24 protein-coding genes are annotated in these 25,780 nt (G+C 71.9%); 18 read left to right on the top strand and 6 right to left on the bottom strand.

The genetic code is table 11. The features are described from left to right. Positions 1-139: 139 nt before the first annotated feature. Both OG379_RS34605 and OG379_RS34600 read left to right on the top strand, forming a co-directional pair. Entirely contained in the window at positions 140-2,155 is a 2,016-nt protein-coding gene (locus tag OG379_RS34605) for an FAD-dependent oxidoreductase (protein ID WP_405667100.1), read from the top strand. A 33-nt stretch (positions 2,156-2,188) separates the two neighbouring features. Further along, on the top strand, positions 2,189-2,722 hold the full coding sequence (locus OG379_RS34600; protein ID WP_405667099.1) for a PadR family transcriptional regulator: 534 nt from the start codon (positions 2,189-2,191) through the stop codon (positions 2,720-2,722). A 31-nt stretch (positions 2,723-2,753) separates the two neighbouring features. On the opposite strand, the gene OG379_RS34595 is transcribed toward OG379_RS34600, so the two are convergent. Further along, entirely contained in the window at positions 2,754-3,758 is a 1,005-nt protein-coding gene (locus tag OG379_RS34595) for a DMT family transporter (protein ID WP_405667098.1), read from the bottom strand. After that, the gene (locus OG379_RS34590) at positions 3,755-4,567 is read right to left on the bottom strand and encodes a phosphatase PAP2 family protein (RefSeq protein ID WP_405667096.1); all 813 of its coding nucleotides are present in this window, start codon (positions 4,565-4,567) and stop codon (positions 3,755-3,757) included. Before OG379_RS34590 ends, OG379_RS34595 begins: the two co-directional genes overlap by 4 nt. 166 nt (positions 4,568-4,733) lie before the next feature. On the opposite strand from OG379_RS34590, the gene OG379_RS34585 reads away from it, so the two are divergent. The 5 genes from OG379_RS34585 to OG379_RS34565 all read left to right on the top strand — a co-directional run bounded on the left by OG379_RS34585 (position 4,734) and on the right by OG379_RS34565 (position 8,607). Next, positions 4,734-5,381 carry a TetR/AcrR family transcriptional regulator gene (locus OG379_RS34585; RefSeq protein WP_393762614.1) on the top strand — a complete coding sequence of 216 codons (648 nt, stop codon included), beginning with the start codon at positions 4,734-4,736 and terminating at the stop codon, positions 5,379-5,381. Positions 5,382-5,588: 207 nt separating this feature from the next. Beyond that, a complete protein-coding gene (locus tag OG379_RS34580) occupies positions 5,589-6,602 on the top strand; it encodes an SPFH domain-containing protein (RefSeq protein ID WP_405667095.1) in 1,014 nt (337 codons plus the stop codon). Next, positions 6,599-7,498: a hypothetical protein gene (locus OG379_RS34575; RefSeq protein ID WP_405667094.1), complete on the top strand. Its 900-nt coding sequence runs from the start codon at positions 6,599-6,601 to the stop codon at positions 7,496-7,498. Before OG379_RS34580 ends, OG379_RS34575 begins: the two co-directional genes overlap by 4 nt. A gap of 63 nt (positions 7,499-7,561) precedes the next feature. Continuing rightward, on the top strand, positions 7,562-8,062 hold the full coding sequence (locus tag OG379_RS34570) for an NUDIX hydrolase (RefSeq protein WP_393762608.1): 501 nt from the start codon (positions 7,562-7,564) through the stop codon (positions 8,060-8,062). A gap of 50 nt (positions 8,063-8,112) precedes the next feature. Then, positions 8,113-8,607 (top strand): FBP domain-containing protein, encoded by a 495-nt coding sequence (locus OG379_RS34565; RefSeq protein WP_405667093.1) that lies wholly within the window; start codon positions 8,113-8,115, stop codon positions 8,605-8,607. A gap of 24 nt (positions 8,608-8,631) precedes the next feature. On the opposite strand, the gene OG379_RS34560 is transcribed toward OG379_RS34565, so the two are convergent. Then, complete coding sequence (locus OG379_RS34560; RefSeq protein WP_405667091.1) at positions 8,632-9,330, bottom strand: GntR family transcriptional regulator; 699 nt, start codon at positions 9,328-9,330, stop codon at positions 8,632-8,634. A gap of 189 nt (positions 9,331-9,519) precedes the next feature. Here OG379_RS34560 and OG379_RS34555 point away from each other — a divergent pair, with 189 nt between their 5' ends. The 3 genes from OG379_RS34555 to OG379_RS34545 are packed head-to-tail and all read left to right on the top strand — an operon-like array spanning position 9,520 to position 12,922. Continuing rightward, a complete protein-coding gene (locus tag OG379_RS34555) occupies positions 9,520-10,545 on the top strand; it encodes an amidohydrolase family protein (RefSeq protein ID WP_405667089.1) in 1,026 nt (341 codons plus the stop codon). 53 nt (positions 10,546-10,598) lie between these two features. Further along, positions 10,599-11,519, top strand: a complete 921-nt coding sequence (locus tag OG379_RS34550; protein WP_405667088.1) for an amidohydrolase family protein — start codon at positions 10,599-10,601, stop codon at positions 11,517-11,519. A gap of 44 nt (positions 11,520-11,563) precedes the next feature. Beyond that, a complete protein-coding gene (locus tag OG379_RS34545; protein ID WP_405667087.1) occupies positions 11,564-12,922 on the top strand; it encodes an MFS transporter in 1,359 nt (452 codons plus the stop codon). Here OG379_RS34545 and OG379_RS34540 read toward each other — a convergent pair. Genes OG379_RS34540 through OG379_RS34530 form a run of 3 tightly spaced genes read right to left on the bottom strand, consistent with a single transcriptional unit; the run spans position 12,906 to position 15,909 of the window. Continuing rightward, entirely contained in the window at positions 12,906-13,721 is an 816-nt protein-coding gene (locus OG379_RS34540; protein ID WP_405667085.1) for an ABC transporter ATP-binding protein, read from the bottom strand. The genes OG379_RS34545 and OG379_RS34540 overlap by 17 nt on opposite strands. 8 nt (positions 13,722-13,729) lie before the next feature. Then, entirely contained in the window at positions 13,730-14,827 is a 1,098-nt protein-coding gene (locus OG379_RS34535; RefSeq protein WP_405667084.1) for a FecCD family ABC transporter permease, read from the bottom strand. Then, a complete protein-coding gene (locus tag OG379_RS34530) occupies positions 14,824-15,909 on the bottom strand; it encodes a FecCD family ABC transporter permease (protein ID WP_405667083.1) in 1,086 nt (361 codons plus the stop codon). The genes OG379_RS34535 and OG379_RS34530 overlap by 4 nt, the downstream gene beginning before the upstream one ends. A 160-nt stretch (positions 15,910-16,069) precedes the next feature. Here OG379_RS34530 and OG379_RS34525 point away from each other — a divergent pair, with 160 nt between their 5' ends. Genes OG379_RS34525 through OG379_RS34490 form a run of 8 tightly spaced genes read left to right on the top strand, consistent with a single transcriptional unit; the run spans position 16,070 to position 25,775 of the window. Beyond that, positions 16,070-17,053, top strand: coding sequence for an ABC transporter substrate-binding protein (locus OG379_RS34525; protein WP_405667082.1), 984 nt, complete (start codon positions 16,070-16,072; stop codon positions 17,051-17,053). Then, the gene (locus OG379_RS34520) at positions 17,050-17,838 is read left to right on the top strand and encodes a 2,3-dihydro-2,3-dihydroxybenzoate dehydrogenase (protein ID WP_405667081.1); all 789 of its coding nucleotides are present in this window, start codon (positions 17,050-17,052) and stop codon (positions 17,836-17,838) included. The genes OG379_RS34525 and OG379_RS34520 overlap by 4 nt, the downstream gene beginning before the upstream one ends. 58 nt (positions 17,839-17,896) lie before the next feature. Continuing rightward, complete coding sequence (locus OG379_RS34515; RefSeq protein WP_405667080.1) at positions 17,897-19,096, top strand: isochorismate synthase; 1,200 nt, start codon at positions 17,897-17,899, stop codon at positions 19,094-19,096. Continuing rightward, positions 19,093-20,742 carry a (2,3-dihydroxybenzoyl)adenylate synthase gene (locus OG379_RS34510; protein ID WP_405667078.1) on the top strand — a complete coding sequence of 550 codons (1,650 nt, stop codon included), beginning with the start codon at positions 19,093-19,095 and terminating at the stop codon, positions 20,740-20,742. Before OG379_RS34515 ends, OG379_RS34510 begins: the two co-directional genes overlap by 4 nt. A gap of 47 nt (positions 20,743-20,789) precedes the next feature. Continuing rightward, a complete protein-coding gene (locus OG379_RS34505; protein WP_405667077.1) occupies positions 20,790-21,422 on the top strand; it encodes an isochorismatase family protein in 633 nt (210 codons plus the stop codon). A 5-nt stretch (positions 21,423-21,427) separates the two neighbouring features. Then, positions 21,428-21,655 (top strand): phosphopantetheine-binding protein, encoded by a 228-nt coding sequence (locus OG379_RS34500; protein WP_405667075.1) that lies wholly within the window; start codon positions 21,428-21,430, stop codon positions 21,653-21,655. Then, positions 21,652-25,590 carry an amino acid adenylation domain-containing protein gene (locus OG379_RS34495; protein WP_405667074.1) on the top strand — a complete coding sequence of 1,313 codons (3,939 nt, stop codon included), beginning with the start codon at positions 21,652-21,654 and terminating at the stop codon, positions 25,588-25,590. The genes OG379_RS34500 and OG379_RS34495 overlap by 4 nt, the downstream gene beginning before the upstream one ends. Beyond that, the gene (locus OG379_RS34490; RefSeq protein WP_405667072.1) at positions 25,587-25,775 is read left to right on the top strand and encodes an MbtH family NRPS accessory protein; all 189 of its coding nucleotides are present in this window, start codon (positions 25,587-25,589) and stop codon (positions 25,773-25,775) included. The genes OG379_RS34495 and OG379_RS34490 overlap by 4 nt, the downstream gene beginning before the upstream one ends. Positions 25,776-25,780: the final 5 nt, after the last annotated feature.

The following is a 25,780-nucleotide window of genomic DNA, read 5'->3' as shown; positions in this document are numbered from 1 at the left end:
GGCCGCGGGGTCCGATGCTGTTACGCCATCCGTGGACGGGGCCTTGCGGCGACTGCGACGTACGTCATTGTGCAACTAGTTGCACAATGACGTACGCGTGGTCTAGAACTGGCTCGACGACACCTGCGAGGAGACCCGGATGAGCCCGTACCCCACCCTGCTGAGCCCGCTCGACCTCGGATTCACCACGCTCCCGAACCGGGTGCTGATGGGGTCGATGCACATCGGTCTCGAGGAGGTCGAGCGCGGCTTCGAGCGGATGGCCGCGTTCTACGCGGCGCGCGCACGCGGCGGGGTGGGCCTCATGGTCACCGGGGGGATCGCACCCAGCGAGCGCGCGTGCTCCTTCCCCGGCGGCGCCAAGATGACCACCGAGGCCGAGGCGGAGCAGCACTCCGAGGTCACTGCGGCCGTGCACGCGGCGGGCGGCCGCATCGCGATGCAGATCCTGCACTTCGGGCGCTACGCCCATCACCCCGACCTGGTGGCGCCGAGCGCGCTCAAGGCCCCGATCAGCGGGTTCACCCCGCACGCGCTCGACGACGACGAGGTCGAGGAGACCATCGAGGACTTCGTCCGGGCCGCGGAGCTCGCGCGCCGGGCGGGCTACGACGGCGTCGAGATCATGGGCTCGGAGGGTTATCTGATCAACGAGTTCATCGTCGCGGCCACGAACCACAGGGAGGACCGATGGGGCGGCTCGTACGAGAACCGCATCCGCTTCCCCGTCGAGATCGTGCGCCGCGTCCGTGAGCGGGTCGGACCCGACTTCATCCTGATCTACCGGCTGTCCATGTTGGACCTGGTCCCCGGTGGTTCCACGCTGGAGGAGGTCGTCCGTCTCGCCCGCGAGATCGAGGCGGCCGGGGCGACCATCATCAACACCGGGATCGGCTGGCACGAGGCCCGCATCCCGACCATCGCGACCTCCGTGCCGCGCGGCGCCTTCACCTGGGTGACGGAGAAGGTGCGGGGCGCGGTCTCCGTGCCGCTGGTGACCAGCAACCGCATCAACACCCCAGAGCTGGCCGAGGAGATCCTCGCCTCGGGCCGCGCGGACATGGTGTCCATGGCGAGGCCCTTCCTCGCCGACCCCGACTTCGTCGCCAAGGCGGCCGAGGGCCGCGCCGACGCCATCAACACCTGCATCGGCTGCAACCAGGCCTGTCTGGACCACATCTTCAGCCTGCAGATCACCTCCTGTCTGGTGAATCCGCGCGCCTGCCACGAAACCGAACTGGTGCTGTCGCCGACCCGGGTGCGTAAGCGCGTCGCGGTGGTCGGCGCCGGGCCGGCCGGGCTGGCCTGCGCGGTCACGGCCTCCGAGCGCGGGCACGCGGTGACCCTGTTCGACGCGGCCGACGAGATCGGTGGCCAGCTGAACGTCGCGCGCCGGGTCCCCGGCAAGGAGGAGTTCGACGAGACGCTGCGATACTTCCGCACGCGCCTCGCCGAGGAGGGAGTCGAGCTCCGGCTCGGCACCCGGGCCACGTCCGCCGCGCTCGCCGGTTTCGACGAGGTCGTCCTGGCCACGGGGGTCGAGCCCCGCACCCCCGCGATCCCCGGCGTCGGGCACCCCAGCGTGGTGAGCTATCTGGACGTACTGAAGGGCGGCGCGGAGGTCGGTGACCGGGTGGCGGTCGTCGGGGCGGGCGGGATCGGCTTCGACGTCGCCGAGTTCCTGACCGACGGGGGCGACGCGGCGAGCCTGGACCCGGAGGTCTTCTTCCGGCAGTGGGGCGTGGACACGGACTACGCGGAGCGGGGCGGGCTGCGGGCCCCGGAGCGCCCGAAGTCCCCGCGCACGGTCCATCTGGTCCAGCGCAAGGCGAGCAAGGTCGGGGCCGGGCTCGGGAAGACGACCGGCTGGATCCACCGGACCGAGCTGCGCCACCGCGGTGTCACGATGATCGCGGGCGCGTCGTACGACCTGATCGACGACGAGGGCCTGCACCTCACCGTGGACGGCGAGCAGCACCTGCTGCCGGTCGACACCGTGGTGCTGTGCGCGGGTCAGGAACCGCGGCGTGAGCTGTACGAGGAGCTGCTCGCCGCGGGCCGTCCGGCGCATCTGATCGGCGGTGCCGACGTGGCCGCGGAACTGGACGCCAAGCGTGCGATCCGTCAGGGCACCGAGCTCGCCGCGGAGCTGTGATCACCCGCTCCCGCCGTCCCTAGGATGCACTGCATGTCACTCCCGCACGCGATCCTCACGGCCCTGCTCGAGAAGCCGTCGTCCGGTCTCGAACTGACCCGCAGGTTCGACCGGTCGATCGGCTACTTCTGGCCGTCCACGCACCAGCAGATCTACCGCGAGCTGGGAAAGCTGGAACAGGCCGGTCACATCCGGGTCCTGCCGGCCGCACAGCCGGCGCGTGGGCAGAAGAAGGAGTACGAGGTGCTGCCCGCCGGTCGCGAGGCGCTGACGGCCTGGGTGTCGCTCGCCGAGGATCCGCGGCCGGTGCGCGATCCCCTGCTGCTGAGGATGCGGGCGGCCGCCGTGGTCGGCGCCCCGGGACTGACCGGGGAGCTGCGCAGGCACCTGGTGCTGCACCAGGAGCGGCTGGCGGAGTACCTGGAGATCGAGAAGCGGGACTTCCCTCCGGAGCGGACGGCGGACGAGGACCGGCTGCGCCGTCTGGTGCTGCGCGGGGGGATCGATCTGGAGACGTTCTGGACGGGCTGGCTGACCAGGGCGATCGACGAGCTGGACGGCCCCTGATGGCTGCCCGGCCGTAGGCCGTCGGGACGGCTCAGCCGGGGCCGCCCGGGCTCCCGACCGGTTGCGGGTGCAGCGTGAACGGCTCGGCGGGGCGTGGGGCGGTGAGGGACGTATTGGTGATGACGATCCTCGACGGCGGCGCGGTGACGGCCGGCGCGGTGACCGCCGGCTCGGAAGCGGCCCCGGCCGGGGCGGGCGCGCTCCCGGCCGTGCTCCCCGCCTGTGCGCGGCTGAGCAGGACCACGCCCCGGACTGCTGCCAGGGCGCCGATGAGCGCGGGGACGAGGCCGAGCGCCCCGCCCTGGATGCGCTCGCCGAGGAGGAACAGGCCGATCGTGGCGGCGGCGACCGGGTTGGCGAGGGTGACCACGGCGAGCGGGGCGCCGAGGCCGCCCCGGTAGGCGGTCTGGGAGAGCATCAGGCCGCCCAGGGCGAAGAAGGAGACGAGTACCGCCACGGTCACCAGCCGCCAGCTCAGCAGCGGGCCCGAGTGATCGGTCGCGGCGACTGTCAGGGTCTGGGTGAGGGCGGAGGCCACCCCGGAGGTGATGCCGGAGGCGGCGGCGTGCCGGAGGCCGGGCCGGGTGCCCGGGCGGCCGAGCGCGGCGACGAGCGCCATGGTGACGGCCCCCACGCCCAGCGCCTCGGGGAGGCTCAGTGTCTCGTGCGGCGCGGCGCCGCCCGCGGCCAGGAGCAGCGCGGCGAGGCCGACGAGCGTGAGGAGCGTGCCGCGCCATTCCGTACGACTGACCCGGCGGCCGGCGGAACGGGCGCCGAGCGGGACGGCGGCGACGAGCGTGAGCGCGCCGAGCGGCTGGACCAGGGTGAGCGGTCCGTACTTCAGCGCGGCGACGTGCAGCAGCGCCCCGCCGGCGTTCAGGCCGACCGCCGACCACCAGGCCCCGCGGCCCATCAGGCGCAGCGCCCCGGCGGAGGGGTCGGTCCGCCCGGCCAGCCGGGCCTGGGCCACCGCGGCGGCCGCGTAGGCACCGGCGGACACGAGGGAGAGCGCGACGGCTATGAGTGTGGCGTTCATCGACGCGCTCCGGATCGTGCGTACGCGGGGGACGCGTAGTTCTGGGCCGGGACGGCCGCCGGCCACGGCAGGTGCGTGCGGACCGGTGTGCGCGGCAGCCTGAGCGCGGCGTACGCGACGGCGAGCAGGGCGGAGACCACGATCACATCGAGCCAGTAGTGGTTGGCGGTGCCCACGACGACGAACAGGGTGAGCAGGGGGTGCAGCAGCCACAGCAGGCTCCACCGGGAGCGTGTGGCGACGATCAGTCCGACGGCGACCGCCAGGGCCCAGCCGAAGTGCAGTGAGGGCATGGCCGCGAACTGGTTGGCCATCGAGTCGGTCGAGGGCGTCTCCCCGTACACCGTCGGTCCGTAGACCTGCCCCGTGTCGACGAGGCCGGCCGCGTGCAGCATGCGCGGCGGGGCGAGCGGGAAGAGCAGGTGCAGGGCGAGCGCGGCGCCGGTGAGCGCGGCCAGGATGCGGCGTGACCAGACGTAGTGGCGCGGGCGGCGCCAGTACAGCCAGACCAGGAACGCCACCGTGGCCGGGAAGTGCACGGTCGCGTAGTAGGTGTTCGCCGCTTCGACGAGCGTGTCGCTGTGCAGCAGAGCGCCTTGAACGGCCCCTTCGCCGGGAAGGCCGAGAGCCCTTTCGAAGCTCCAGACGTGTCCGGCGTTGTGGAAGGCCTCCTCGACATGGCCGTTCGCGGCCTGACGGCCGAGTTTGTAGACGAGGAAGAGTCCGGCTATCAGAAGCAGCTCGCGGACGAGGGGCGGTCGGGCTGAGGCGTCCGGCTCCCGCTCCGCAGGCTCGCTGCGGGTGTGCATCACCCGTGCCCCTTTGCTGACGGTGCGCTGTTGCGACGTCGGCATGGCCAGTCCATGCCGTATCGATACGCCAGTGTACCGATACGTCGGCGTATCGGTACACGCGCGTATCGGTACACTGGCGTATCGAGGGTCCCCAGCCGCAGAGTCGCAGAGAGGGAAGCAGATGCCGTCGCCCGGTTCAGCACAGGAGTCCGTACCCGCGTCACGCCGGTCGAAGATCACACCGGAACGGGCACAGGAGCTCTACACCGCCGTGCTGGACCTGCTCCGGGAGAGCGGGTACGACTCACTGACCATGGAGGGCGTCGCCTCGCGCACCCGGTGCGGGAAGTCCACGCTCTACCGCCAGTGGGGCTCCAAGCCGGAGCTGGTCGTCGCCGCACTGCACGGCACCCGCAGAACCTTGTTCTCGGACATCGACACCGGCAGCCTGAGCGGCGATCTGCACGAAGTGGCACGAGTGGTGGACGAGGCGTCCGGCCAGGACACCGCACTGATGCACGCGCTCAGCCATGCGGCGCTCCAGAGCCCCGACCTGCTCTGCGCGATGCGTTCCACACTGATCTCGCCGGCCATCGCGGCTTTCGACGCGATGGTCGAACGCGCCGTCCGGCGCGGCGAGATCGACGCCGACAACCCCGCCGCGGAGTATGTGGCCGCCCAGATGCTCGGCATCATGCGCGCCCGGCCACTCCTGGAGGAGCGGTACGCGGACGACGCCTCCTTCCTCGCCCGCTTCATCGAGTGCGCCGTGCTACCGGCACTCGGACTCCCCACCTCCCCGCCCGCTCCCGAGGGAAGCGGGACCTGATGAACGTGGACCGTCGTCCGAGCGGATGACGGCGGTCCACCCGCGCGCCGCACCGTGGGGACGGGGTCGGCGCACAACCGGCCGGCCGGTGGCTTCCGAGGAGGCCACCGGCCGGCCGTTTTCATGCCCGCCTCCCCTTCTCGTCCTCTTGACGATATCCCTCGGAACCCATTATCGTCTTCATGACGAGAAAGAGGGGGTTCCGAGATGGCCGACATCACCCGGCGCTTCGGCTGGCGCCACCTGCGCTCCGCGCCCACCGCCCACATCCGCCACCACAGGCGCGGCAGACTCACCCATGACGGCCCCGGACTGAGTTTCTGGTACCGCTCGCTCTCCGCGGCGCTCTCCGAGGTCCCGGTCGACGACCGTGAGCTGGCGATGGCGTTCCACGCCCGTACGGCCGACTTCCAGGACGTCACCGTGCAGGCCACGGTCACCTACCGGATCAGCGACCCCGCCGAGGCGGCCGTCCGGCTCGACTTCTCGGTGGACCCCGACACCGGGATCTGGCGTGGCGCTCCCCTGGAGCAGATCGCCACCCTGCTCACCGAGACGGCACAGCAGCACACCCTGGACGTCCTGGCCCGCACCCCTCTCGCCACCGCCCTCGTGGACGGGGTCGCCGCCGTGCGGGAACGGGTCGCCACCGGGCTGGCCGCCGAGCCCCGGCTGCCCGCCACCGGCATCGACGTGGTCGCCGTACGCGTCGTCGCCATCCGCCCCGAGGCGGAGGTCGAACGCGCCCTGCGCACCCCGGCCAGGGAACAGATCCAGCAGGAGGCGGACCGGTCGGTGTACGAGCGCCGGGCGGTCGCGGTCGAGCGCGAGCGCACCATCGCCGAGAACGAGCTCGCCAGCAAGATCGAGCTCGCGCGCCGCGAGGAGCAGCTGGTCGACCAGCGCGGCACCAACGCCCGCCGGGAGGCCGAGGAGAAGTCGGCGGCCGACGGGGTGCGTACGGCCGCGGAGGCCGCCCGCACCGTGCGCCTGGCCCGCGCCGAGGCGGAGGCCGCCCGCGACGTCGGGGCCGCACGCGCCGAGGCGCAGGCCGCCTGGCTGCGGGCGCACGCGGACGTCGACCCCGGCACGCTGCACGCCCTGGCCGCGACGCGGCTGGCCGAGAATCTCCCGCGCATCGACAGCCTCACCCTCTCCCCCGACGTCCTGACCGGACTGCTCGCCAGGCTCGGCCGGCCGGAGCCGGAGGCGCGGGCGTGAGCCTGGCCCCACGGGCGGTGCTGGTGCACCGGACGACGGAGTACGAGGAGCTTCTGGCCCGGCACGGGACGCACGGGCAGGCCGCTTTCGTGCTCGCCGGGCGCGGCCGGTCGCTCGACGAGGTGGCCGAGCGGCACCGGCGCCACGAGCGGGCACTCACCGAGGTGGCGGCGGCCCTGCCGCTGCGTTGGCGCCGGACCCGGGTGGAGCGGGCGGACCTCGACCGTTTCCTGTTCGGGCCCGAGGACGTGGTCGTCGTGGTCGGGCAGGACGGCCTGGTGGCCAACGCCGCGAAGTACCTGTCCGGGCAGCCCGTGGTGGGCATCGACACCGACCCGGGCCGCAACCCCGGAGTTCTCGTACGCCACCGGGCCCGGGACACGGCGGCACTGTGCCGGGCCGCCGCGTCACCCGGCGGACGGGTGGACGCCCTCACGATGACCGAGGCCGTCGCCGACGACACCCAGCGGCTCCTCGCCCTCAACGAGATCTACCTCGGACCGCCCGGCCATCAGACCGCCCGCTACCGCATCGGCCCCGACGGCGCCCCGTCCGCCGTCGAGTCACAGGCGTCGTCGGGCGTCCTGGTGGGCACCGGCACCGGCTCCACCGGCTGGCTGCGCTCGCTCTGGCTCGAGCGCGGCAGCCCCCTGCGGCTGCCGGCCCCCTCCGATCCGCGACTGGTGTGGTTCGTGCGGGAGGCCTGGCCCTCGCCGGCCACCGGCACCTCGTTGACCGCGGGCGAGCTGGGGCGCGGGGAGGGCCTCAGGCTCACCGTCGAGTCGGACCGGATGGTGGTGTTCGGCGACGGGATGGAGTCCGACGCACTGGAGTTGACATGGGGTCAGTCCGTCCGTCTCGGTGTCGCCGGCACCACACTCAATCTGGTGGCGTGATCGCCGTGTGAGGATGAGGGGGACCGCGTCACCCGTGCCGACCAGCTGGGGGCAGAGCAGCGTATGACCACCGATTCCGTGAACGTCCCGCCCCGGAACTCCCGCCCTCCGCTCGCCCAGGCCGCCTTCGGTGTCGGCGTCGTCGTGCAGGACGGGGCCGGCAGGATCCTGCTGGGAAGGCACCGCGGCGGCACCTGGGAGCTGCCCGGCGGCAAGGTCGATCCGACCCACGAGTCGGTCGCGGAGGCCGCCGCCCGCGAACTGCGCGAGGAGACGGGGCTGCGGGTACCCGTGGACGCCGTCAGCGTCTTCGCGATGGTGTACGACGTGGTGGGCGCCGTCAACAGGATCAGCATGGCCGCGCTGGTGAGGGTGGATTCGGCCGTCCCGCAGGTCACCGAGCCGCATCTCGTCAGCGAGTGGCGGTGGACCGACCCCGAGGAACTGCCGGGCCCCCTGTTCGACCCGTCGGCGCAGATCCTGGCCGTCTGGCGCCCGGATCTGGCCATCGAGCACCCGGCGGCCCATCACCTGCTGGTCTCATCACCCCGGGACCCGGCCTAGTACAGATAAACATTTGCCTAGGGCTCATAGGCAGAGCTAGCGTCGAGCCCATGAGAGCCGTCAATGAGCAGGACATCCGAGCGTCGTTCGTCAACTGTTCCAAGGGGGAGGCGAAGCGCCTGCCGCTCCCCCGCGACCTCGACGAGCGCCGCTGGGACGAGCTGGACTTCCTCGGCTGGCGCGACCTGTCGGCTCCGGACCGGAGCTACATCGTCACCGAGCTCCGCGGCGAGCTCACCGGCATCACGCTCCGCTTCCCGTCCCAGCAGCGCGGTTTCCTGCACCGCAGCATGTGTTCGGTCTGCCTGACCACGCACCCCGGCAGCGGGGTCTCGCTGATGACCGCCCGCAAGCGGGGACAGGCGGGCAGGGACGGCAATTCGGTGGGCATCTACCTCTGCACCGACCTCGACTGCTCGCTGTACGTACGCGGCAGGAAGACGCCGGCCCCCGGCGGGCGCTTCGAGGAGTCGCTGACCGTCGAGCAGCAGATCGAGCGGACGAGGAACAAGCTCGCCGCGTTCCTGGACCTGCTCGCCGCCTGACCGGGCGGGCCCGGCCCCGCCCGGTCAGCCGAGGCGGACCGGTGCCGGGGTCTCCCGCAGCGCCACGATGACACTCTCGACGTGCGCCCGCGCGGCGGCCTCGGCCGCCTCCGGGTCGCCGGCCAGGACCGCGTCGATGATCGCCAGGTGCTGTGGCAGCGACTGCGCCGGACGCCCGGGGCGCAGCGCGAGACGGAACTGGTAGCGCACCATCTGGCCGTTCATCCGCTCGAGCAGGGCCTGGGCGACCTTCTGGCCGCCGGCCTCGCCGATGCACTCGTGCAGCCTGCGGTTCAGCACCGAGTAGGCGTCCGGGTCACCGTCCTCCACGGCCCGGCCCATCGCCGAGCCGATGCCCTTCAGCTCCTGGCGCACCTCGTCCGAGGCGGACTCCGCCGCCCGCCTGGCACACAGACCCTCCAGCAGGGCCCGGCACTCGGTGATCTGGATCGCCTCCTCGACGGAGATCACCCGCACCCGCGCCCCGCGCCGCGGGATCAGCTCCACCAGGCCCTCGGCGGCCAGGTCCTGCAGCGCCTCCCGCACCGAGCTCCGCGTCGCGCGGAAGACCTCGGACAACTCCTGCTCGACCAGGCGCTGTCCTGGCACCATGTCGCCTGCCGCGAGCGCCTCCCGGATACCGCTGGAGACCGCACTCCGGCCCGTCCGGCCGGTGACCTGATTCGCCGTCACCCCTCCGCCTTCCGTACATCGTCGGAACATCCTCGCCGCCGCGCGCAGCGCACGCGGGGACCTCAGTGATGATGCCTGAAACTTTCTCGTCAGGCATATTGTCAACAATTTCATCGACGGTTACGGTGGCGTGAACAACCGGGCAGGACGCGTCGGCGAGGAGCCCTCCGGCGGCGTACCTGCCGGCACCACACGCAGGCACTTCGAAGAGGAACAGCGATGATCATCGACTGCCACGGCCACTACACGACGGCCCCGCCCGCGCTGGAGGCCTGGCGGAATCAGCAGATCGAGGGGCTCGGGAACCCGTCCGTCTCCCCGCGAAGGGCCGATCTGAGGATCAGCGACGACGAGCTGGGCGAGACCATCGAGTCGAACCAGCTGCGGCTGATGGACGAGCGCGGCATCGACATGACGGTCTTCTCACCCAGGGCGTCCTTCATGGCGCATCACATCGGCGATTTCGACACCTCCGCCGAGTGGGCGGCCATCTGCAACGAGCTGTGCTTCCGTGTCAGCCGGCTGTACCCGGAACGCTTCGTCCCCGCCGCCATGCTTCCGCAGTCCCCGGGCGTCGATCCCGCGACCTGCGTTCCCGAACTCACCAGGTGCGTCGAGGAGTACGGCGCGGTCGCGCTCAACCTCAATCCGGACCCGTCCGGTGGTCACTGGACCTCCCCGCCGCTCACCGACCGCTCCTGGTACCCCCTGTACGAGAAGATGGCCGAGTACGACGTCCCGGCGATGGTCCATGTCAGCACCAGCGTGAATCCCGCGTTCCACACGACGGGTGCGCACTATCTGAACGCCGACACCACCGCGTTCATGCAGCTCGTGCAGGGCGACCTCTTCAGGGACTTCCCCACGCTCCGGCTGATCATCCCCCACGGCGGCGGCGCCGTCCCCTACCACTGGGGCAGGTTCCGCGGCCTGGCGATGGCGCTCGGGAAGCCGCCGCTGGAGGAGCACGTCCTGGGCAACGTCTTCTTCGACACCTGCGTCTACCACCAGCCCGGATCGGACCTCCTCTTCGACGTCGTCCCCACCCGGAACATCCTCTTCGCCTCGGAGATGATCGGCGCCGTCCGTGACATCGACCCCCGGACCGGCCATCACTTCGACGACACCCGCCGCTACGCCGATGCCGCCGGGCTCTCCCCGGACCGGCTGGCCGACATACAGGAACACAACGCGCGCTCCGTGTACCCGCGGCTGGACGCCCTGCTGAAGCGTCAGGGCCGCTGAACACGCAGGCGGGCCCACGCCCCGCCTTCCCCCATGTGCCTTCAGGAGATTCCATGAGTGTGCGTTCCCCCAAGACCCCCGGCTGGCTGGACTGGTACCAGGATCCGTCCGTACCGGCGTTCCGGCTTCCGGCCGGCACCGTCGACGCCCACTGCCATGTGTTCGGGCCGCAGGACGAGTTCCCCTTCGCCCCCGAGCGCAAGTACACGCCCTGCGACGCCGGAAAGAGTCAGCTCGCCGCGCTGCACGAGCATCTGGGCATCAGCCGCGCCGTCATCGTGCAGGCCACCTGTCACGGCGCGGACAACACCGCCATGACCGACGCGGTCCGCTCGGCCGGTGACCGGGCACGCGGCATCGCGACCGTCCGGCCCGGCATCTCCGACGCCGAACTGCGCGAGCTGCACTCGGCGGGTGTGCGCGGGGTCCGTTTCAACTTCCTCCGGCGTCTGGTCAACACCTCTCCGAAGGAGGACCTGACCACGATCGCCGAGAAGATCGCCCCGCTCGGCTGGCACATCGTGCTCTACTTCGAGAGCGCCGATCTCCCCGAACTGGGTGGCTTCTTCGGCTCCCTGCCCGCTCCCCTCGTGGTCGACCACATGGGCCGGCCGGATGTGACCCTGCCGGTGGACGGCCCGCAGTTCTCCCGCTTCCTCCGGTTCGTCGACTCCAACGACGTCTGGGTGAAGGTGAGCTGCCCCGAACGCCTCAGCGTGACCGGTCCTCCCGCCCTCGACGGCGAGAGGCGCGCCTACACCGATGTCGTGCCCTTCGGCCGCCGCGTGGTCGAGGAGTTCGGGGACCGGGTGCTGTGGGGCACGGACTGGCCCCACCCCAATCTCACGGACCACATGCCCGACGACGGCCTCCTCGTCGACCACGTGCCGCGGATCGCGGTCACCCCCGAGCAGCAGCACCGGCTCCTCGTCGGCAACCCGATGAGCCTGTACTGGCCCGGCGAAGGCGTCTGAGGCCCCTCCCCGCCCGCACCCGCACTCCGACAGGGACCGTCCCCATGCAGCACGCCAATGCGGCGAACCGGCTGGACCGGCTGCCGATCTCCCGCTTCCACAAGACCACCCTGCTGGCCGTGGCGTTCGCGTACTTCTTCGAGTTCGCGGACATCAACAGCTTCGCGACGACCGCCCCCAAGCTCATCGACCTCTGGGGTGTGACGGTCGACCAGGTCGCCTACGTCACCTCGCTGTCGTTCGTCGGCATGTTCCTCGGCTCCGTCGTCGCGGGAGCCGTGGCCGACCGGTGGGGCCGCAAGAAGACCCTCCTCCGCACCACCCTGTTCTTCGGTTTCTTCTCGTTCGTCTCGGTCTTCGCGTGGGACATCGTCTCGCTGGGCGTCTTCCGGGTGCTCACCTCGGCGGGCCTGTCGGCGATGACCGTCGTGGCGGTCATCTACGTCAACGAGATGTATCCGGCCGCCGTGCGCGGCAAGTACCAGGCGTACGCCATGGTCATCGGCATCTGCGGCACGCCGGCCACCAATCTGATCGCCAGTCTCGTCGTCCCGCTCAGCGACTGGTCCTGGCGGCTGGTCTACCTGTGGGGTGCGCTCGGCATCCTCCTCGTGCTGTTCTCCAGGCACCTCAAGGAGTCCCCCCGCTGGCACGAGAGCAGGGGTGACCACGCCGCGGCCGACGCGGTCCTGCGGGAGATCGAGGCCACGGTGAGCGCCGAGAAGGGGCCGCTGGCCGAACCGGCGGAGCCCGTCGAGGAGCCCCCTGCGGTCAAGGCCCCGCTGCGTCTGCTGCTGCGGAAGAGGTACCTCGCGCCGACGCTCCTGCTCACCGTCCTGTGGGTCACCCAGACCATCGGCTTCTTCGGCTACTCCAGCTGGGCGCCCACCCTGCTCTCCAAGGAGGGCTTCAGCGTCGAGAAATCCGTCTTCTACGTCGCTCTCACCACGGTCGGCGCGCCCCTCGGCTCCTATCTGGCCTCGCTGGTCACCGACCGGTTCGAGCGCAAGTGGTGTCTCGTCGCCTTCGGCACGGTCATCGCGGTGTGCGGTCTGCTGTACGGGCTGACCTTCGACCCTATGCTGATCGTGATCTTCGGCTTCCTGGTGAACCTCTTCGAGCGCGGCTACACCGCCCTCGCGTACGCCTACTCCCCCGAGCTCTTCGACACCCGGAGCCGTTCCCTGGGGACGGGCATCACCTACGGGATCGGCCGGCTGTCGAACGCCGCGGGTCCGCTGATCATCGCGGCGCTCTACAACCGCACCGGCTACCAGAGCGTCTTCTACTTCATCGCGGGCGTCTGGATGGTGGGAGCGGTGGCCCTGGCCGTGTTCGGCCCCCGGACCCGGCCGTCCCGGACGGCCGTACGGGAGCCGAAGCCCGTCACGTCCGCGTCGTGAGCCGGCTCCTCGGCACCACGACCGGTGAGGCGTCGCCCGGTGCGCCGAGTATGTCGGCGTCGACCCCGTAGAGCTCCTTCACCAGTGCCTCGTCGACCGTCGCGGCCGGCTCGCCCCGGGCGACGACCCGCCCGTCCTTCATGGCCACCAGGAGATCGGCGTAGCGGGCCGCGGCTGCCAGGTCGTGCTGCACCATGACGACGGTGCGGCCGGCGGCGGCGACCTCCCTCACCAGTTCCAGGACCTCGACGGCGTGGCCGAGATCGAGGGCGCTGGTGGGTTCGTCGAGCAGGATGACCGGGGTGTGCTGGGCGAGGACCATCGCGAGCCAGCACCGCTGGCGCTGGCCGCCGGAGAGCCTGTCCAGGCGCTCGGCGGCCAGTTCGGTCGTTCCGGTGGCCTCGAGTGCGTCGCGTACGGCGTTCTCGTCCTCCTTGGACCACTGGCGCAGCAGGCCCTGCCGGGGATGGCGGCCGTAGCGGACGAGGCCGGCCACCGTGACGGCCTCGGGTGCGCGCGGTGACTGCGGCAGCAGTGCGACACGATGGGCGGCCTGTCGCCTGCTGAGCTCCCAGATGTCGTCACCGCCGACCCGGACGGTCCCCGACGCGGGCCGGTGCAGGCGCGCGACGGTGCGCAACAGGGTCGACTTCCCGCACCCGTTGGGGCCGACGATCGCGACGACCTGTCCGGCGGGGACGGTGAGGTCGACGTTCTCGACGACGGGACGGCCGGGGTATCCGGCGTGGAGCGCGGTGACTTCGAGGCCGGGGGCGGTCTCGCGTGGTGCGTGGGTCATGGGGTCGGTCAGACCTTTCCGGTGGCACGGTCCGGGCGGAACAGGACCCAGAGCAGGAAGGGGCCGCCGAGGACGCTGGTGACGACGCCGACGGGCAGTTCGACGGGGGCGGCGACCCGCCCCAGGGCGTCGGCCGCGGCGATCAGGGCCGCACCGGTCAGTGCGGAGCCGGTGATCGGGACCCGGGTGGGTCCGGCCATCCGCTGGGCCAGGACCGGGGCGGCTAGAGCCACGAAGGCGATGGGGCCGCCGACGCCGACGGCCGTGCCCGCGAGGGCGACTGCCAGGGCCAGTGCGCCCGCGCGCAGCCTGCGCAGGTCGACGCCGAGCGAGGCCGCCACGTCGTCGTCGAAGCGCAGGAGTTGCAGCCGGTGACCCACGGCGAGGGCGAGCGGCACCAGGACGAGCAGGACGAGTGCCAGCGGCGTACCGACGCCCCAGTCCCTGCCGTTGAGGCTGCCCACGGCCCAGAGGAAGACGCCACCCGCCGTGTTGTCGTTCTCGCGGGACATGATCAGGTCACCCACCGCGCCCAGGAAGGTGGAGACACCGATGCCGGTGACGAGGACGCGGTAGCCGGCGCTCCCCGCACCGCCCGCGCACAGGACGACGATCGCGGCTGCCGCGACGGCGCCGATCGGGCCCAGCCACCAGTTGCCCACCATGCCGGTGGTGGAACCCGCCGCCGCGGCGACGACGGCCGCGGTGGCACCGTCATTCACACCGACCAGGTCGGGGGTGGCGAGGCGGTTGCCCGCCAGGGTCTGGGTGAGGCAGCCGGCGATGCCCAGTGCGGCACCGACGAGGAGGCCGGCGAAGATACGGGGCAACCGGAAGTCCCGCACGATCATGACCGTGCCCGGGTCGCCCGTACCGAGAAGTCCGGAGAGGGTTTCCGACGGGCTCATTCCAGTCGAACTGGCCATCACCGCAAGGGCGATGAGGACAGCGACGACCGGCAGGAGGACCGCGACGGTGAGCGCGCTGCGGCGCGGGAGGAGCCAGGAGAAAGGGCCCCTGCGCAGCACGGTGCTGTCAGGGGGTGTCACGTCGGTGGCACCGCTGTGGAGCCCCGTCTCCCCGGCTGTCTTCTTCAGGTCGGTCATGCCCCGGCCCCCGCGGTGGAGAGGCGGGAGGAGCGGGCGATCCAGACGAGCAGCGGGCCGCCGACGAAGGCGAGCAGGACGCTGACCGGTGTCTCCCAGGGCCGGATCACGACCCGGGCGAGGATGTCCGCGAGGATCATGATGTCGGCGGCGATCAGCGCGGAGAGGACGAGTTGGGCCGTCATGCGGGGCCCGGTCAGCGCCCTCGCGGCATAGGGGGCCAGCAGGCCGAGGAAGGCGATGGGCCCGGCCACGGCGACCGCGCAGCCGGCGAGCAGCGAGACCGCTCCGGCGACGACGAGCCGGATGCGGCCGGGGTGGTGCCCGAGCGAGCGGGCTCCGTCGTCCCCGAGTCCGAGCGCCGAGAGCGGGCGGGCGCAGCCGAGCGCGGTGAGCAGGCCGAGCGCCACCAGCGGCAGCAGGGGGACGAGATCGGAGGTCTCCACTCCGGCGAGCGAGCCGATCGTCCAGTACCGGTAGGTGTCGAAGGTCGACCGGGTGCCGAGCAGGACGTAGGAGGTGCAGCCGTGGAAGGTGGCGCCCAGCGCCGATCCGGCCAGGACGAGACGCAGCGGTGAGCCCGCCGTACGCCCCGATCCGGCGAAGAGCAGGACGACGGCGCTCGCGGCCATGCCACCGGCGAGCGCCCAGACGAGCAGGGCGCCCGGGGAGCCGGCCCCGAAGAAGGTGAGCCCGAGGACAACGGCGAATGCCGCTCCGGAGTTGACGCCCAGTAGGCCGGTTTCGGCCAGCGGATTGCGGGTGGCGGCCTGGAGCAGACAGCCGGCCGCACCGAGGCAGGTGCCTACGAGAAGGGCGGCGAGGGTGCGTGGGAGGCGTACGTCCACGACGGCCAGCCGGATCCGGGCGTCGGCCCGGGCTGCGGGGTCGCCCATAAGGAAGTCCCAGGCGCGCTTCGCAGGGCTCTCACCGGTGCCGATGACGAGGGAGAGCAGCACAAGGGCCACAAGGAGAAGCAGAAGTCCCGTGGTGACCCAGGGGGTTGAGCGCCCCTGAGTGGGGGGAGTTTCGGATGGGCGGGATCCGGCTGACCTTGGCCGACCCCCTTGCGCGATGGACATAAGGTTAGCCTAACCTAAATGCACTCGTCCGGTTCTGGCGAGTCCTGGGCACACCTATGCCCTGAAGTGGCGCGATGTGTACCGCTTCTCTCCGATTCAGGCTTCGGAGGGCGCCTCGCCGGAACTGGATTCGTCTGAACGCAAACGGAGATCCCAGGCCATGGCGCCGTATTCGCCCCCCTCGTCCCGCGGTATCGCACGCCCCGTCATATCGGCGGCCCTGCTCACACTCGGCGCTCTCACCCTGAGCGCCTGCGGATCCGAGGACAAAGCCGCGTCCGCCGACTCGGGCGCGGCGGCGACGTCGACCCAGGTCACGGACGCGACCGGGACGAAGGTGAAGATACCGGCCGCTCCGGAGCGCGTCGTCGCCCTCAGCGAGATGGACCTGGACGCGTCCCTCACCCTGGGGGTCGAGCCGGTGGGTCTGACCGCGGGACGCGGCCAGAAGGGCGCCCCCCAGTACCTGGCGGACCAGGCGAAGGGCATCCCCGTGGTGGGCGCCGTCACCGGCCCTGACATCGAGAAGGTCGTACAGGCCGAGCCGGACGTGATCCTCGCCGGGCAGCTCGCCGACGAGCAGGTGCTCGCACAGCTCCGGAAGATCGCGCCCACGGTCGTCACCATCGACAGCACCAAGGACTGGAAGAAGGCTCTCGAACTCACCGGCACGGTGCTCGGCAGGTCCAACGAGGCCGAGAAGTTCCTCGCCGACTACGGGACGAAGGCCGCCTCCCTCAGGGCCGACCTCGGCCCGCAGGCCGGCGCGAGCGTGTCCGTCGCCCGCTACTCGGCCAAGGGCACCGCGGTCATGCAGCAGGGCGTCTTCATCAGCGACGTCCTGAAGGATCTCGGCTTCGAGCGCCCGGGCATCCAGAACGACAAGGGCGAGGGCCACTCGACGCCGCTCAGCGACGAGAACCTCGACGAGATCGACGGTGACTGGCTGTTCATCGGCTCCCTCGACGCCGGCACCGACACCGACCTCCTCGCCGAACTCGCGAAGAAGCCCGCCTACCAGCAGCTGGGCGCCGTGCGTGACGAACACGCGACGGTCATCGACGGGACCAAGTGGACCAGCCTCGGTGGTGCGCAGGCAGCCGTCTCGGTGCTCGACGACATCCGGAAGGCGATGGTCAAGTGAGCGCCGAGCAGGAGCTGACCGGCCGGCTCGCCCTCGTGACGGGAGCGGGACGCGGCATAGGCGAGGCGGTCGTACACGCCCTCGCCGGCCGCGGTGCCCGTGTCATCGCCACCGACCTGGCCCCGGACGGCATCGCCGCGCTGGAGAAGACGTACGACGGACCGGTGACCGCGCGCACGCTCGACGTGACGGACCCCACGGCTGTCGAAGACCTCGTCGCGGAGGCCGAGGACACTCTCGGCCCGCTGGACATCGCGGTCAACGTGGCCGGAATTCTCCGTGGTTCGCCGGTCGCGGACCTGTCGGACGAGGAGTGGGCGGCCACCTTCGCCGTCAACACCCACGGGGTGTTCCATGTGTCGCGGTCGGTCTCCCGCCGGATGACCGGGCGTGGTTCGGGCAGCATCGTCACCGTGGCCTCCAACGCCGCCGGCATCCCCCGTACGAACATGGCGGCGTACGCGGCCTCCAAGGCCGCGGCCGTGATGTTCACGAAGTGTCTCGGCCTCGAAGTGGCGCCCCTGGGAGTGCGGTGCAACACCGTCTCCCCCGGCTCGACCCTGACCGACATGCAGCGCGGCATGTGGACGACGGGGGACGAGGAAGCCGCCGTCCGCCGCGTCGTCGAGGGGGACGCGAAGACGTACCGCACCGGTATCCCGCTCGGCCGGATAGCGGACCCCTCCGACATAGCCGACGCGGTCGCCTTCCTGGTGTCCGACCGCGCTCGTCACATCACCATGCACGACCTGTACGTCGACGGCGGTGCCACCCTGCGGGCCTGAATCCCGCCCCGCCCCGTCATCCTGCCGGCGCTCGAGCCTTCCCCACTGGAGACCACCCATGTCTGCATCTCTGCGCGTCCCCGCCGCTCCTCCCCCACTCGACTCCCCCGGCGCGGCCACGGCCCTGCTCGAGGCCTACCGGCCCGGCACCGACCGCTTCCTCGCCACACCCCGGCACACCCTGCTCGGCTCCGGCACCACCGCGCTGGTGCCGCACGACCCGCGGCCCCTCCCGCTGCGGGTGCGGGAGACGCTGGACTCCGCCCGGCGCGCCGGCGATCCCGCCCCGGTCGTCGTGGGCTCCGTACCGTTCGCGCCTGACGGCGAAGCGGCGCTGGCCGTCCCGGAGACCGTCCGGTGGGCGACCGCCCTGCGCGAGGACCCGCTCATCGCACTGCACGGCTCCGCCGCCGGTCAGGGCGACGGTTGGCGGATACGTGAGGTTCCGGCCGCGGAGGAGTACTCCGCGGCGGTCGCCGCCGTGGTGGAGCGGATGCGGGCCGGGGAGTTCGACAAGGTCGTCCTCGCCCGCACGCTGGAACTGACCTCGGCGCGTGACCTCGATCTGCCCGCCATGCTGAGCCGGCTGGCACGCCGTGACCCGGACGGCTACACCTTCGCCGTGCCCAGCGGTCCTGGCCGCACGCTCGTGGGCGCCAGCCCCGAGCTCCTCGTGTCCCGCCGCGGCAACCGGCTCGTCGCCAACCCGCTGGCCGGATCCGCGCAGCGCAGCGGCGATCTGGCCGAGGACGTCCGCAGGGCGGCCGCGTTGCTGGATTCGCCGAAGGACCTCCACGAGCACGCGGTCGTGGTCGATGCCATCCGCGAGGCGCTCGCACCGTTCTGCGTGAGCCTGGACGTGCCCGAACGACCCACACTCGTACGGACCGCCGCCATGTGGCACCTGTCGACGACCCTGACCGGGGAGCTGCGCGACCCCTCGTCCACCGCCCTGGACCTGGCGTCGGCCCTGCACCCCACCCCCGCGGTCTGCGGCACGCCGACCGATGTGGCCCGGCAGGTCATCGCGGAGTCCGAGCCCTTCGACCGCGGCGCGTACACCGGCATGGTCGGCTGGCAGAACGCGGACGGCGACGGCGACTGGGTGGTGACCATCCGCTGCGCCGAGGCCGAGGGCCGCACCCTGCGGCTCTTCGCGGGCGCGGGCGTGGTGGCGGAGTCCTCGCCGGCCGCCGAGACGGCGGAGACCGCAGCCAAGTTCCGTACCTTCCTGAGCGCAGTGGGAGCCGCCCTGTGACCGCCCTCCAGTCATCCGACGCGCCCACCTGGCCTGCCGAGTTCGCCGAGCGCTACCGGGCCGCGGGCCACTGGCGCGGGGAGACGTTCGGCGGTGTGCTGCGCGAGCGGGCCGCCGCGCACCCGGACCGCGTCGCGGTCGTCGACCCGGCCCCCGGACGCCGGGAATGGACGTACGGCGAACTGGACGAGCGCGCCTCCCGGCTGGCTGCCGGGTTCTCGGCGCGCGGCATCTCCGCGGGCGACCGGGTCGTCGTACAGCTCCCGAACATCGCCGAGTTCATCGAAGTCGTCTTCGCGCTCTTCCGGATCGGCGCCCTGCCGGTCTACGCGCTCCCCGCGCACCGGGAGACGGAGATCGAGTACTTCTGCTCGTTCACCGAGGCCGTCGCCTACGTGGTCCCGGACCGGCACGCCGGCTTCGACCACCTCGCACTCGCGTCGAGGATCAAGGAGCGTACGCCGAGCCTGAGGCACGTCTTCGTCGTCGGCTCGCCGGGCGAGCACACCGCCCTGTCCGAGGTGCCGTGCGCGCCCACCGGGAGCGGGTACGAGCCGGAGCCGCACGATCTCGCGTTCCTCCAGTTGTCGGGCGGCACGACGGGCGTTCCCAAACTCATCCCCCGTACGCACGACGACTACATCTACTCGCTGCGCGGGTCCAACGAGATCTGCGGCGTCGACGGTGACACCCGCTTCCTCGTCGTGCTCCCCGCCGCGCACAACTTCCCGATGAGCTCGCCCGGCTGGCTCGGAACGCTGTACGCCGGGGGAACCGTGGTCCTGTGCCCCCGCCCCGATCCGGCGACGGCGTTCCCGCTCGTGGAGAGCGAGCGCGTCACGATGACCGGGATGGTGCCGCCCCTCGCACTGATCTGGACGGAGGCCGGCCCCGGCGCCGAGCACGACCTGTCGAGCCTGGAGCTGATCCTCGTCGGCGGCGCCAAGTACAGCGAGGCGGCCGCCCGCAGGCTGGAACCGGCGCTGGGCTGCAAGCTCATGCAGGTCTTCGGCATGGCCGAGGGTCTCGTCAACTACACCCGCCTGGACGACGACCACGAGACCGTGGTCACCACGCAGGGCCTGCCGATCTCCGAGGACGACGAGATCCGTGTCGTCGACGACTCGGACGTGGACGTGCCGGAGGGGGGCTTCGGGCATCTGCTGACCCGCGGCCCGTACACGATCCGCGGCTACTGGCGGGCGCCCGAGCACAACCGGAAGTCCTTCACGGAGGACGGCTTCTACCGCACCGGTGACATCGTGCGCCGCACCCCGACGGGCCACCTGGTCGTCGAGGGGCGCGCCAAGGACCAGATCAACCGGGGCGGTGAGAAGGTCGCGCCGGAGGAGATCGAGAACATCATCCTCGGCCATCCGTCGGTGCACGACGTGTCCGTCGTGGGTGTCGCCGACGCGTACCTGGGCGAACGCACCCTGGCCTACGTCATCCTGCGCGAGGGCGCCGAGCCGCTGAAGCCGGCCGCGGTCAAACGCCTCGTGCGTGAACGCGGTGTCGCCGCGTACAAGATTCCCGACCTCGTCGAATTCGTCGAGGCGTTCCCGCAGACCGGAATCGGCAAGGTCAGCAAGAAGGGGCTGCGCTCCGACGCGGCGCCCGCCCCCGCCGTTCCCGATCAGCACTGAGATCAGCACCGAGTTCCGCCCAGAGCGGCACCGAAAGGTTCCACCCCATGGCTCTTCCCGCCATCGCTTCGTACGCCCTGCCGACCGAAGCCGAACTGCCCGCGAACCGCGTGGACTGGACCGTCGACCCCACGCGGGCCGTGCTCCTGGTCCACGACCTGCAGAACCACTTCCTCGGCGCGTTCCCGCCCGGGGAGCAGCCGCTCACCGGCATGCTGGGGAACACGTCCCGGGTCATCGAGGCGTACCGCCGCCTCGGTGTGCCGGTCGTCTACTCGGTGCAGCGCGGTGGTCAGACGGCGCAGGAGCGCGGTCTCCAGCTCGACTTCTGGGGTCCCGGTGCCGCCGACGACCCCGAGGCGCTGGCGATTCCCGGCGCCGTCGCACCGGCGGACGGCGACACCGTGCTGACCAAGTGGAAGTACAGCGCCTTCGTGCGCACCGAACTCGAAGCCCTGCTGCGTGAGTCCGGCCGCGACCAGCTGGTCATCACCGGTGTCTACGCCCACATCGGGGTGCTCATGAGCGCCTGCGACGCGTGGATGCGCGACATCCAGGCCTTCGTGGTCGCCGATGCCGTGGCGGATTTCTCGCGTGAGGACCACGACATGGCTCTGCGCTGGGCCGCCGGACGCTGCGCTGTCGTCACCTCGACCGACAACCTCCTCAAGGGGGTCTGAACACCGTGGCGCTCACCCTTGAACTGATCCGCCACGATGTCGCCGACGCCCTCGGGGAGAACCCCGCTGACATCCCCCTCGACGAGAACCTCCTCGACTACGGCCTGGACTCGGTCCGCATCATGTCGCTGCTGGGACGCTGGCGCCGGGACCACGGCGTCGTGGCCGACTTCGCCGACCTCGCCGAGCAGCCCGCCATCGATGTCTGGGCACCACTGCTGGAGGCCGCGTGACCGTCCTGCTCACCGATGCCGAGGGCGCCGGGCCGGGTCAGGACGCCCCGCCCGTCGTACTGCCGCTCACGGCCGCCCAGTCGGGCATGTGGTTCGCGCAGTCACTCGATCCGCTCAGCCCGGCGCAGAACACGGCGGAGTGCCTGGAGATCGACGGTCCGCTCGACCCGGAGCTGTTCGCCGCGGCTCTGCGCCGTGTGACCGCCGAGGCCGACGCCCTGCGCGTGTGCGTCGAGGACTCCCCGGAGGGTCCGCGCCAGCGCGTCCTGCCGTCGGTCGGACTGCCGCTGACCACGCACGATCTGCGGGAGGCTTCCGACGCCGGCCGGCGGGCCGAGGAGTGGATGCGCGCGGACCTCGCCGAGCCCTTCGACCTGGCCACCGGTCCGCCCTTCCGGCACGCCCTCTTCCGGGTGGGCGAGGAACGCTGGCTCTGGTACCAGCGCATCCACCACCTGGTCATGGACGGCTTCGGCTACTCGCTCCTCGTACGCCGGACCGCCGAGGTCTACACGGTGCTCGCCCGGGGCGAGGAGCCCGGGCCCCAGGCCTTCGGGACACTCGCGGACCTGGTCGCCGAGGACGCGGCGTACCGGTCGTCGGAGGCGTTCACCGCCGACCGCGCCCACTGGACGGAGGCGTTCGCGGACCGTCCGGAGGTGCCCCGGCTCGGCGGCCGCGGGGCGCTGCCCTCGCGGACGTTCCTCCGCCGCACGGCCCACCTGGGTCCTGAGGCCACCGGGGGCGTGCGGGACCTGGCCGACCGGCTCCGCGCCTCCTGGCCGGACGTCCTGATCGCCGCCCAGGCGCTCTACACCTCGCGGGCGACCGGCCGTCAGGAGGTCGTGCTCGGCCTGCCGATGATGGGGCGCATGGGTTCCGTCTCGCTGCGGGTGCCGGGCATGGTCATGAACGTCCTTCCGTTGCGGCTGGACGTCTCCCCCGACGCCACCTTCGCCGAGCTGGTCCGCCAGGTGGTGCTCGGCATCCGCGAGGTCCGCCGCCACCAGCGGTACCGCTACGAGGACATCCGCCGCGACCTGCGGCTCCTCGGGGAGAACCGCGGGCTGGTCGGCCCCCTGGTCAACGTCATGCCCTTCGACTACGACGTGGACTTCGCGGGCGCCCCGGCGCGGGCCCGGAACCTGTCCGCAGGACCGGTCGACGACCTGACGGTGAACATCTACGACCGGTCCGACGGGCGCGGTCTGCGCATCGACCACGACGGCAATCCCGCGCTGTACTCCGACGAGGAGCTGGCCGCCCACCAGGAGCGCTTCCTGCATCTGGTGGAGCGGCTGAGCCGGGCCGACCCACATCTCCCGACGGCCACGCACGGCATCGCCACCGAGGCCGAGGCCGAGCTGGTCGTCCGTACGTTCAACGACACCGACCGGGTGCTGCCGCCCACGACGCTGATCGGCCCGATCGAGTCACGCGCCGCCCGTACCCCTGACGCGACCGCCCTGGTGTACGGCGACACCTCGCTCACCTACGAGGAGCTGAACACCCGCGCCAACCGGCTGGCCCGGCACCTGCGGACGCTCGGCGCCCGGCCGGGCGCGGTGGTGGCGGTGTCGGTGCCGCGCTCGGTGGAGCTGGTGGTGTCGCTGCTCGCCGTGCTGAAGGCGGGGGCCGCGTACCTGCCGCTGGACCCGGACTATCCGGAGCAGCGTCTCGCGTACATGCTGCGGGACGCGGCGCCCGTGTGCGCGGTGACGGACCGGGCGGGGCGGCTTCCCGAGGACACCGGGACGCCGCTGGTGGTCCTGGACGGCCTCGACGTCTCGGAGTACCTCTGGGTGAACCCGTCGCGGCCACTCACCCCGGCGCATCCGGCGTACGTCATCTACACCTCGGGCTCGACAGGGCGCCCCAAGGGCGTCGTCGTGTCGCACGGTGCGATCGACAACCGGCTGCGCTGGATGCAGAGCACCTACGGGCTGACCGCGGACGACCGGGTGCTCCAGAAGACACCGTCGTCGTTCGACGTGTCCGTGTGGGAGTTCTTCTGGCCGCTGCGCCAGGGAGCGGTGCTGGTGGTCGCCGAACCGGGTGGCCACAAGGACCCCGCCTACCTGGCCCGGCTGATCCGCCGACAGTCCGTGACCACCTGTCACTTCGTGCCGTCGATGCTCCAGGTCTTCCTCGCGGAGGCGGAGGCCGACGCGGACGCGTGTGCGAGTCTCCGGAGGGTCTTCTGCAGCGGTGAGGCACTGCCCCGCGAGACCGTCGGCGCGTTCGGGCGCGAACTGCCCGGCGTCGAACTGCACAATCTGTACGGCCCCACCGAGGCGGCCGTCGACGTCACCTTCCACGCCTGCTCGGCGGATGCCACCGGCCCGGTGCCGATCGGCCGACCCGTCTGGAACACCCGCCTGTACGTGCTCGACGCGGCACTGCAGCCGTGCCCCCCGGAGGTTCCCGGGGAGCTCTACCTGGCGGGCCGTCAGCTCGCCGACGGGTACCTGAACCGCCCGGAGCTGACCGCGTCCCGCTTCGTCGCCGATCCCTTCGGCCGGCCGGCGGAGCGCATGTACCGCACGGGCGACCTGGCGCACTGGACGGAGCAGGGCGAGGTCGTCTACCTGGGCCGCACCGACGACCAGGTCAAGCTGCGGGGGCAGCGCATCGAGCTCGGCGAGATCGAGACGGCGCTGGCGGCCCGGGACGGGGTGGACGCCGCCTGCGCCCTCGTACGGGAGGACCGGCCGGGCGAGCAGCGGCTGGTCGGCTACATCACCGGCGCCGCCGATCCGGTGGCCGTACGCGCCTCACTGGCACGCGAGCTGCCGGAGCACATGGTGCCGGTGGCGGTGGTGGCCCTGGACGCCTTCCCGCTGAGCCCCAACGGCAAGCTGGACCGGCGCGCCCTGCCCGCCCCGGTGTTCAGCGGCGGCGCGGGCGCGCGGCGTCCGTCGGACGCGCGGGAGGAGGCGCTGACGCGACTGTTCGCGCAGGTGCTGGACGTCGCCGAGGTGGGTCCGGACGACGCGTTCTTCGACCTGGGCGGTACGTCGCTGCTGGCCGTGCGGCTCGTGGCCCGCGTTCGGGAGGAGTTCGGCGCGGAGCTGACCATCGGCTCGCTGTTCGAGTCCCCCACACCGGCCGCGCTCGCTGCCCGGCTCGGCTCCACGGGGCCTGCGTCCGAGGACGCGCTGGACGTCGTCCTGCGGCTGCGCGGCGGGGGCGGGCGACCACCGCTGTTCGCCGTCCATCCGGCCGGCGGGATCGCGTGGTGCTACGCCGGGCTGGCGGCCCGCCTCGGCCCGGAGCAGCCGGTGTACGGCATCCAGGCCCGCGGGCTGGCCGGGGACGAGCCGCTGCCGCGCACCCTGCTGGAGGAGGCGTCCGACTACCTCCGGCACATCCGCGCGGTCCAGGAGCACGGCCCCTACCGGCTGCTGGGCTGGTCCGTCGGCGGGGTGCTGGCGCACACCGTGGCCGTGCTGCTCCAGGAGGCGGGCGAGGAGGTCGAGCTGCTCGCGCTGCTCGACTCCTTCCCCGCCGAGCAGTGGCGGGAACGGCCGGCCCCCGAGGAAGGTGACGCGCTGACCGCGGTGCTGCGGATGGCAGGCTTCGAGCGTACGCACGAGCAGGACCGTGAGGACGTGCTGGCGACGCTGCGCCGGGCGGGCAGCCCGCTCGCCGGGCTCAGCGACCGCGCGCTGTCGAAGATCGTCGACATCGTGCCGAACCATGCCCGCATGATGCGCGAGCACCACCACCGGGGCTACGACGGCGATCTGCTGTTCTTCACGGCCGCCGCCCCCCGCGCGGAGGACTGGCTGACCCGCGAGGCGTGGCGGGCCCATGTCACCGGGTCCATCGACAACCACGATCTCGACTGCACCCACCCGCAGTTGATGCAGGACCGCTTCCTCGACGACATCGCGGCCGTCCTGGCGGTCCGACTGAAGGAGCTGGACGCATGAGCGCGAGGAGCGGCCCGTTCGACCCCGGCCCGGAGGGCCGCGCCACACACCTGGTGCTGGAGAACGCCGCCGGCGGGCTGTCCCTGTGGCCGGTCTGGCGGGAGGTGCCGGCGGGGTGGTCCGTCCGCTTCGGCCCGGCATCGCACGCCGCGTGCACCGCCGCGCTGGTGCCGGGCCGGGCCTGAGGTCC

Origin of the sequence: Streptomyces sp. NBC_01166 (genome assembly GCF_045039765.1) — a bacterium.
GTDB lineage: Bacteria > Actinomycetota > Actinomycetes > Streptomycetales > Streptomycetaceae > Streptomyces.
This window is presented reverse-complemented; position numbering and strand designations above follow the sequence as displayed.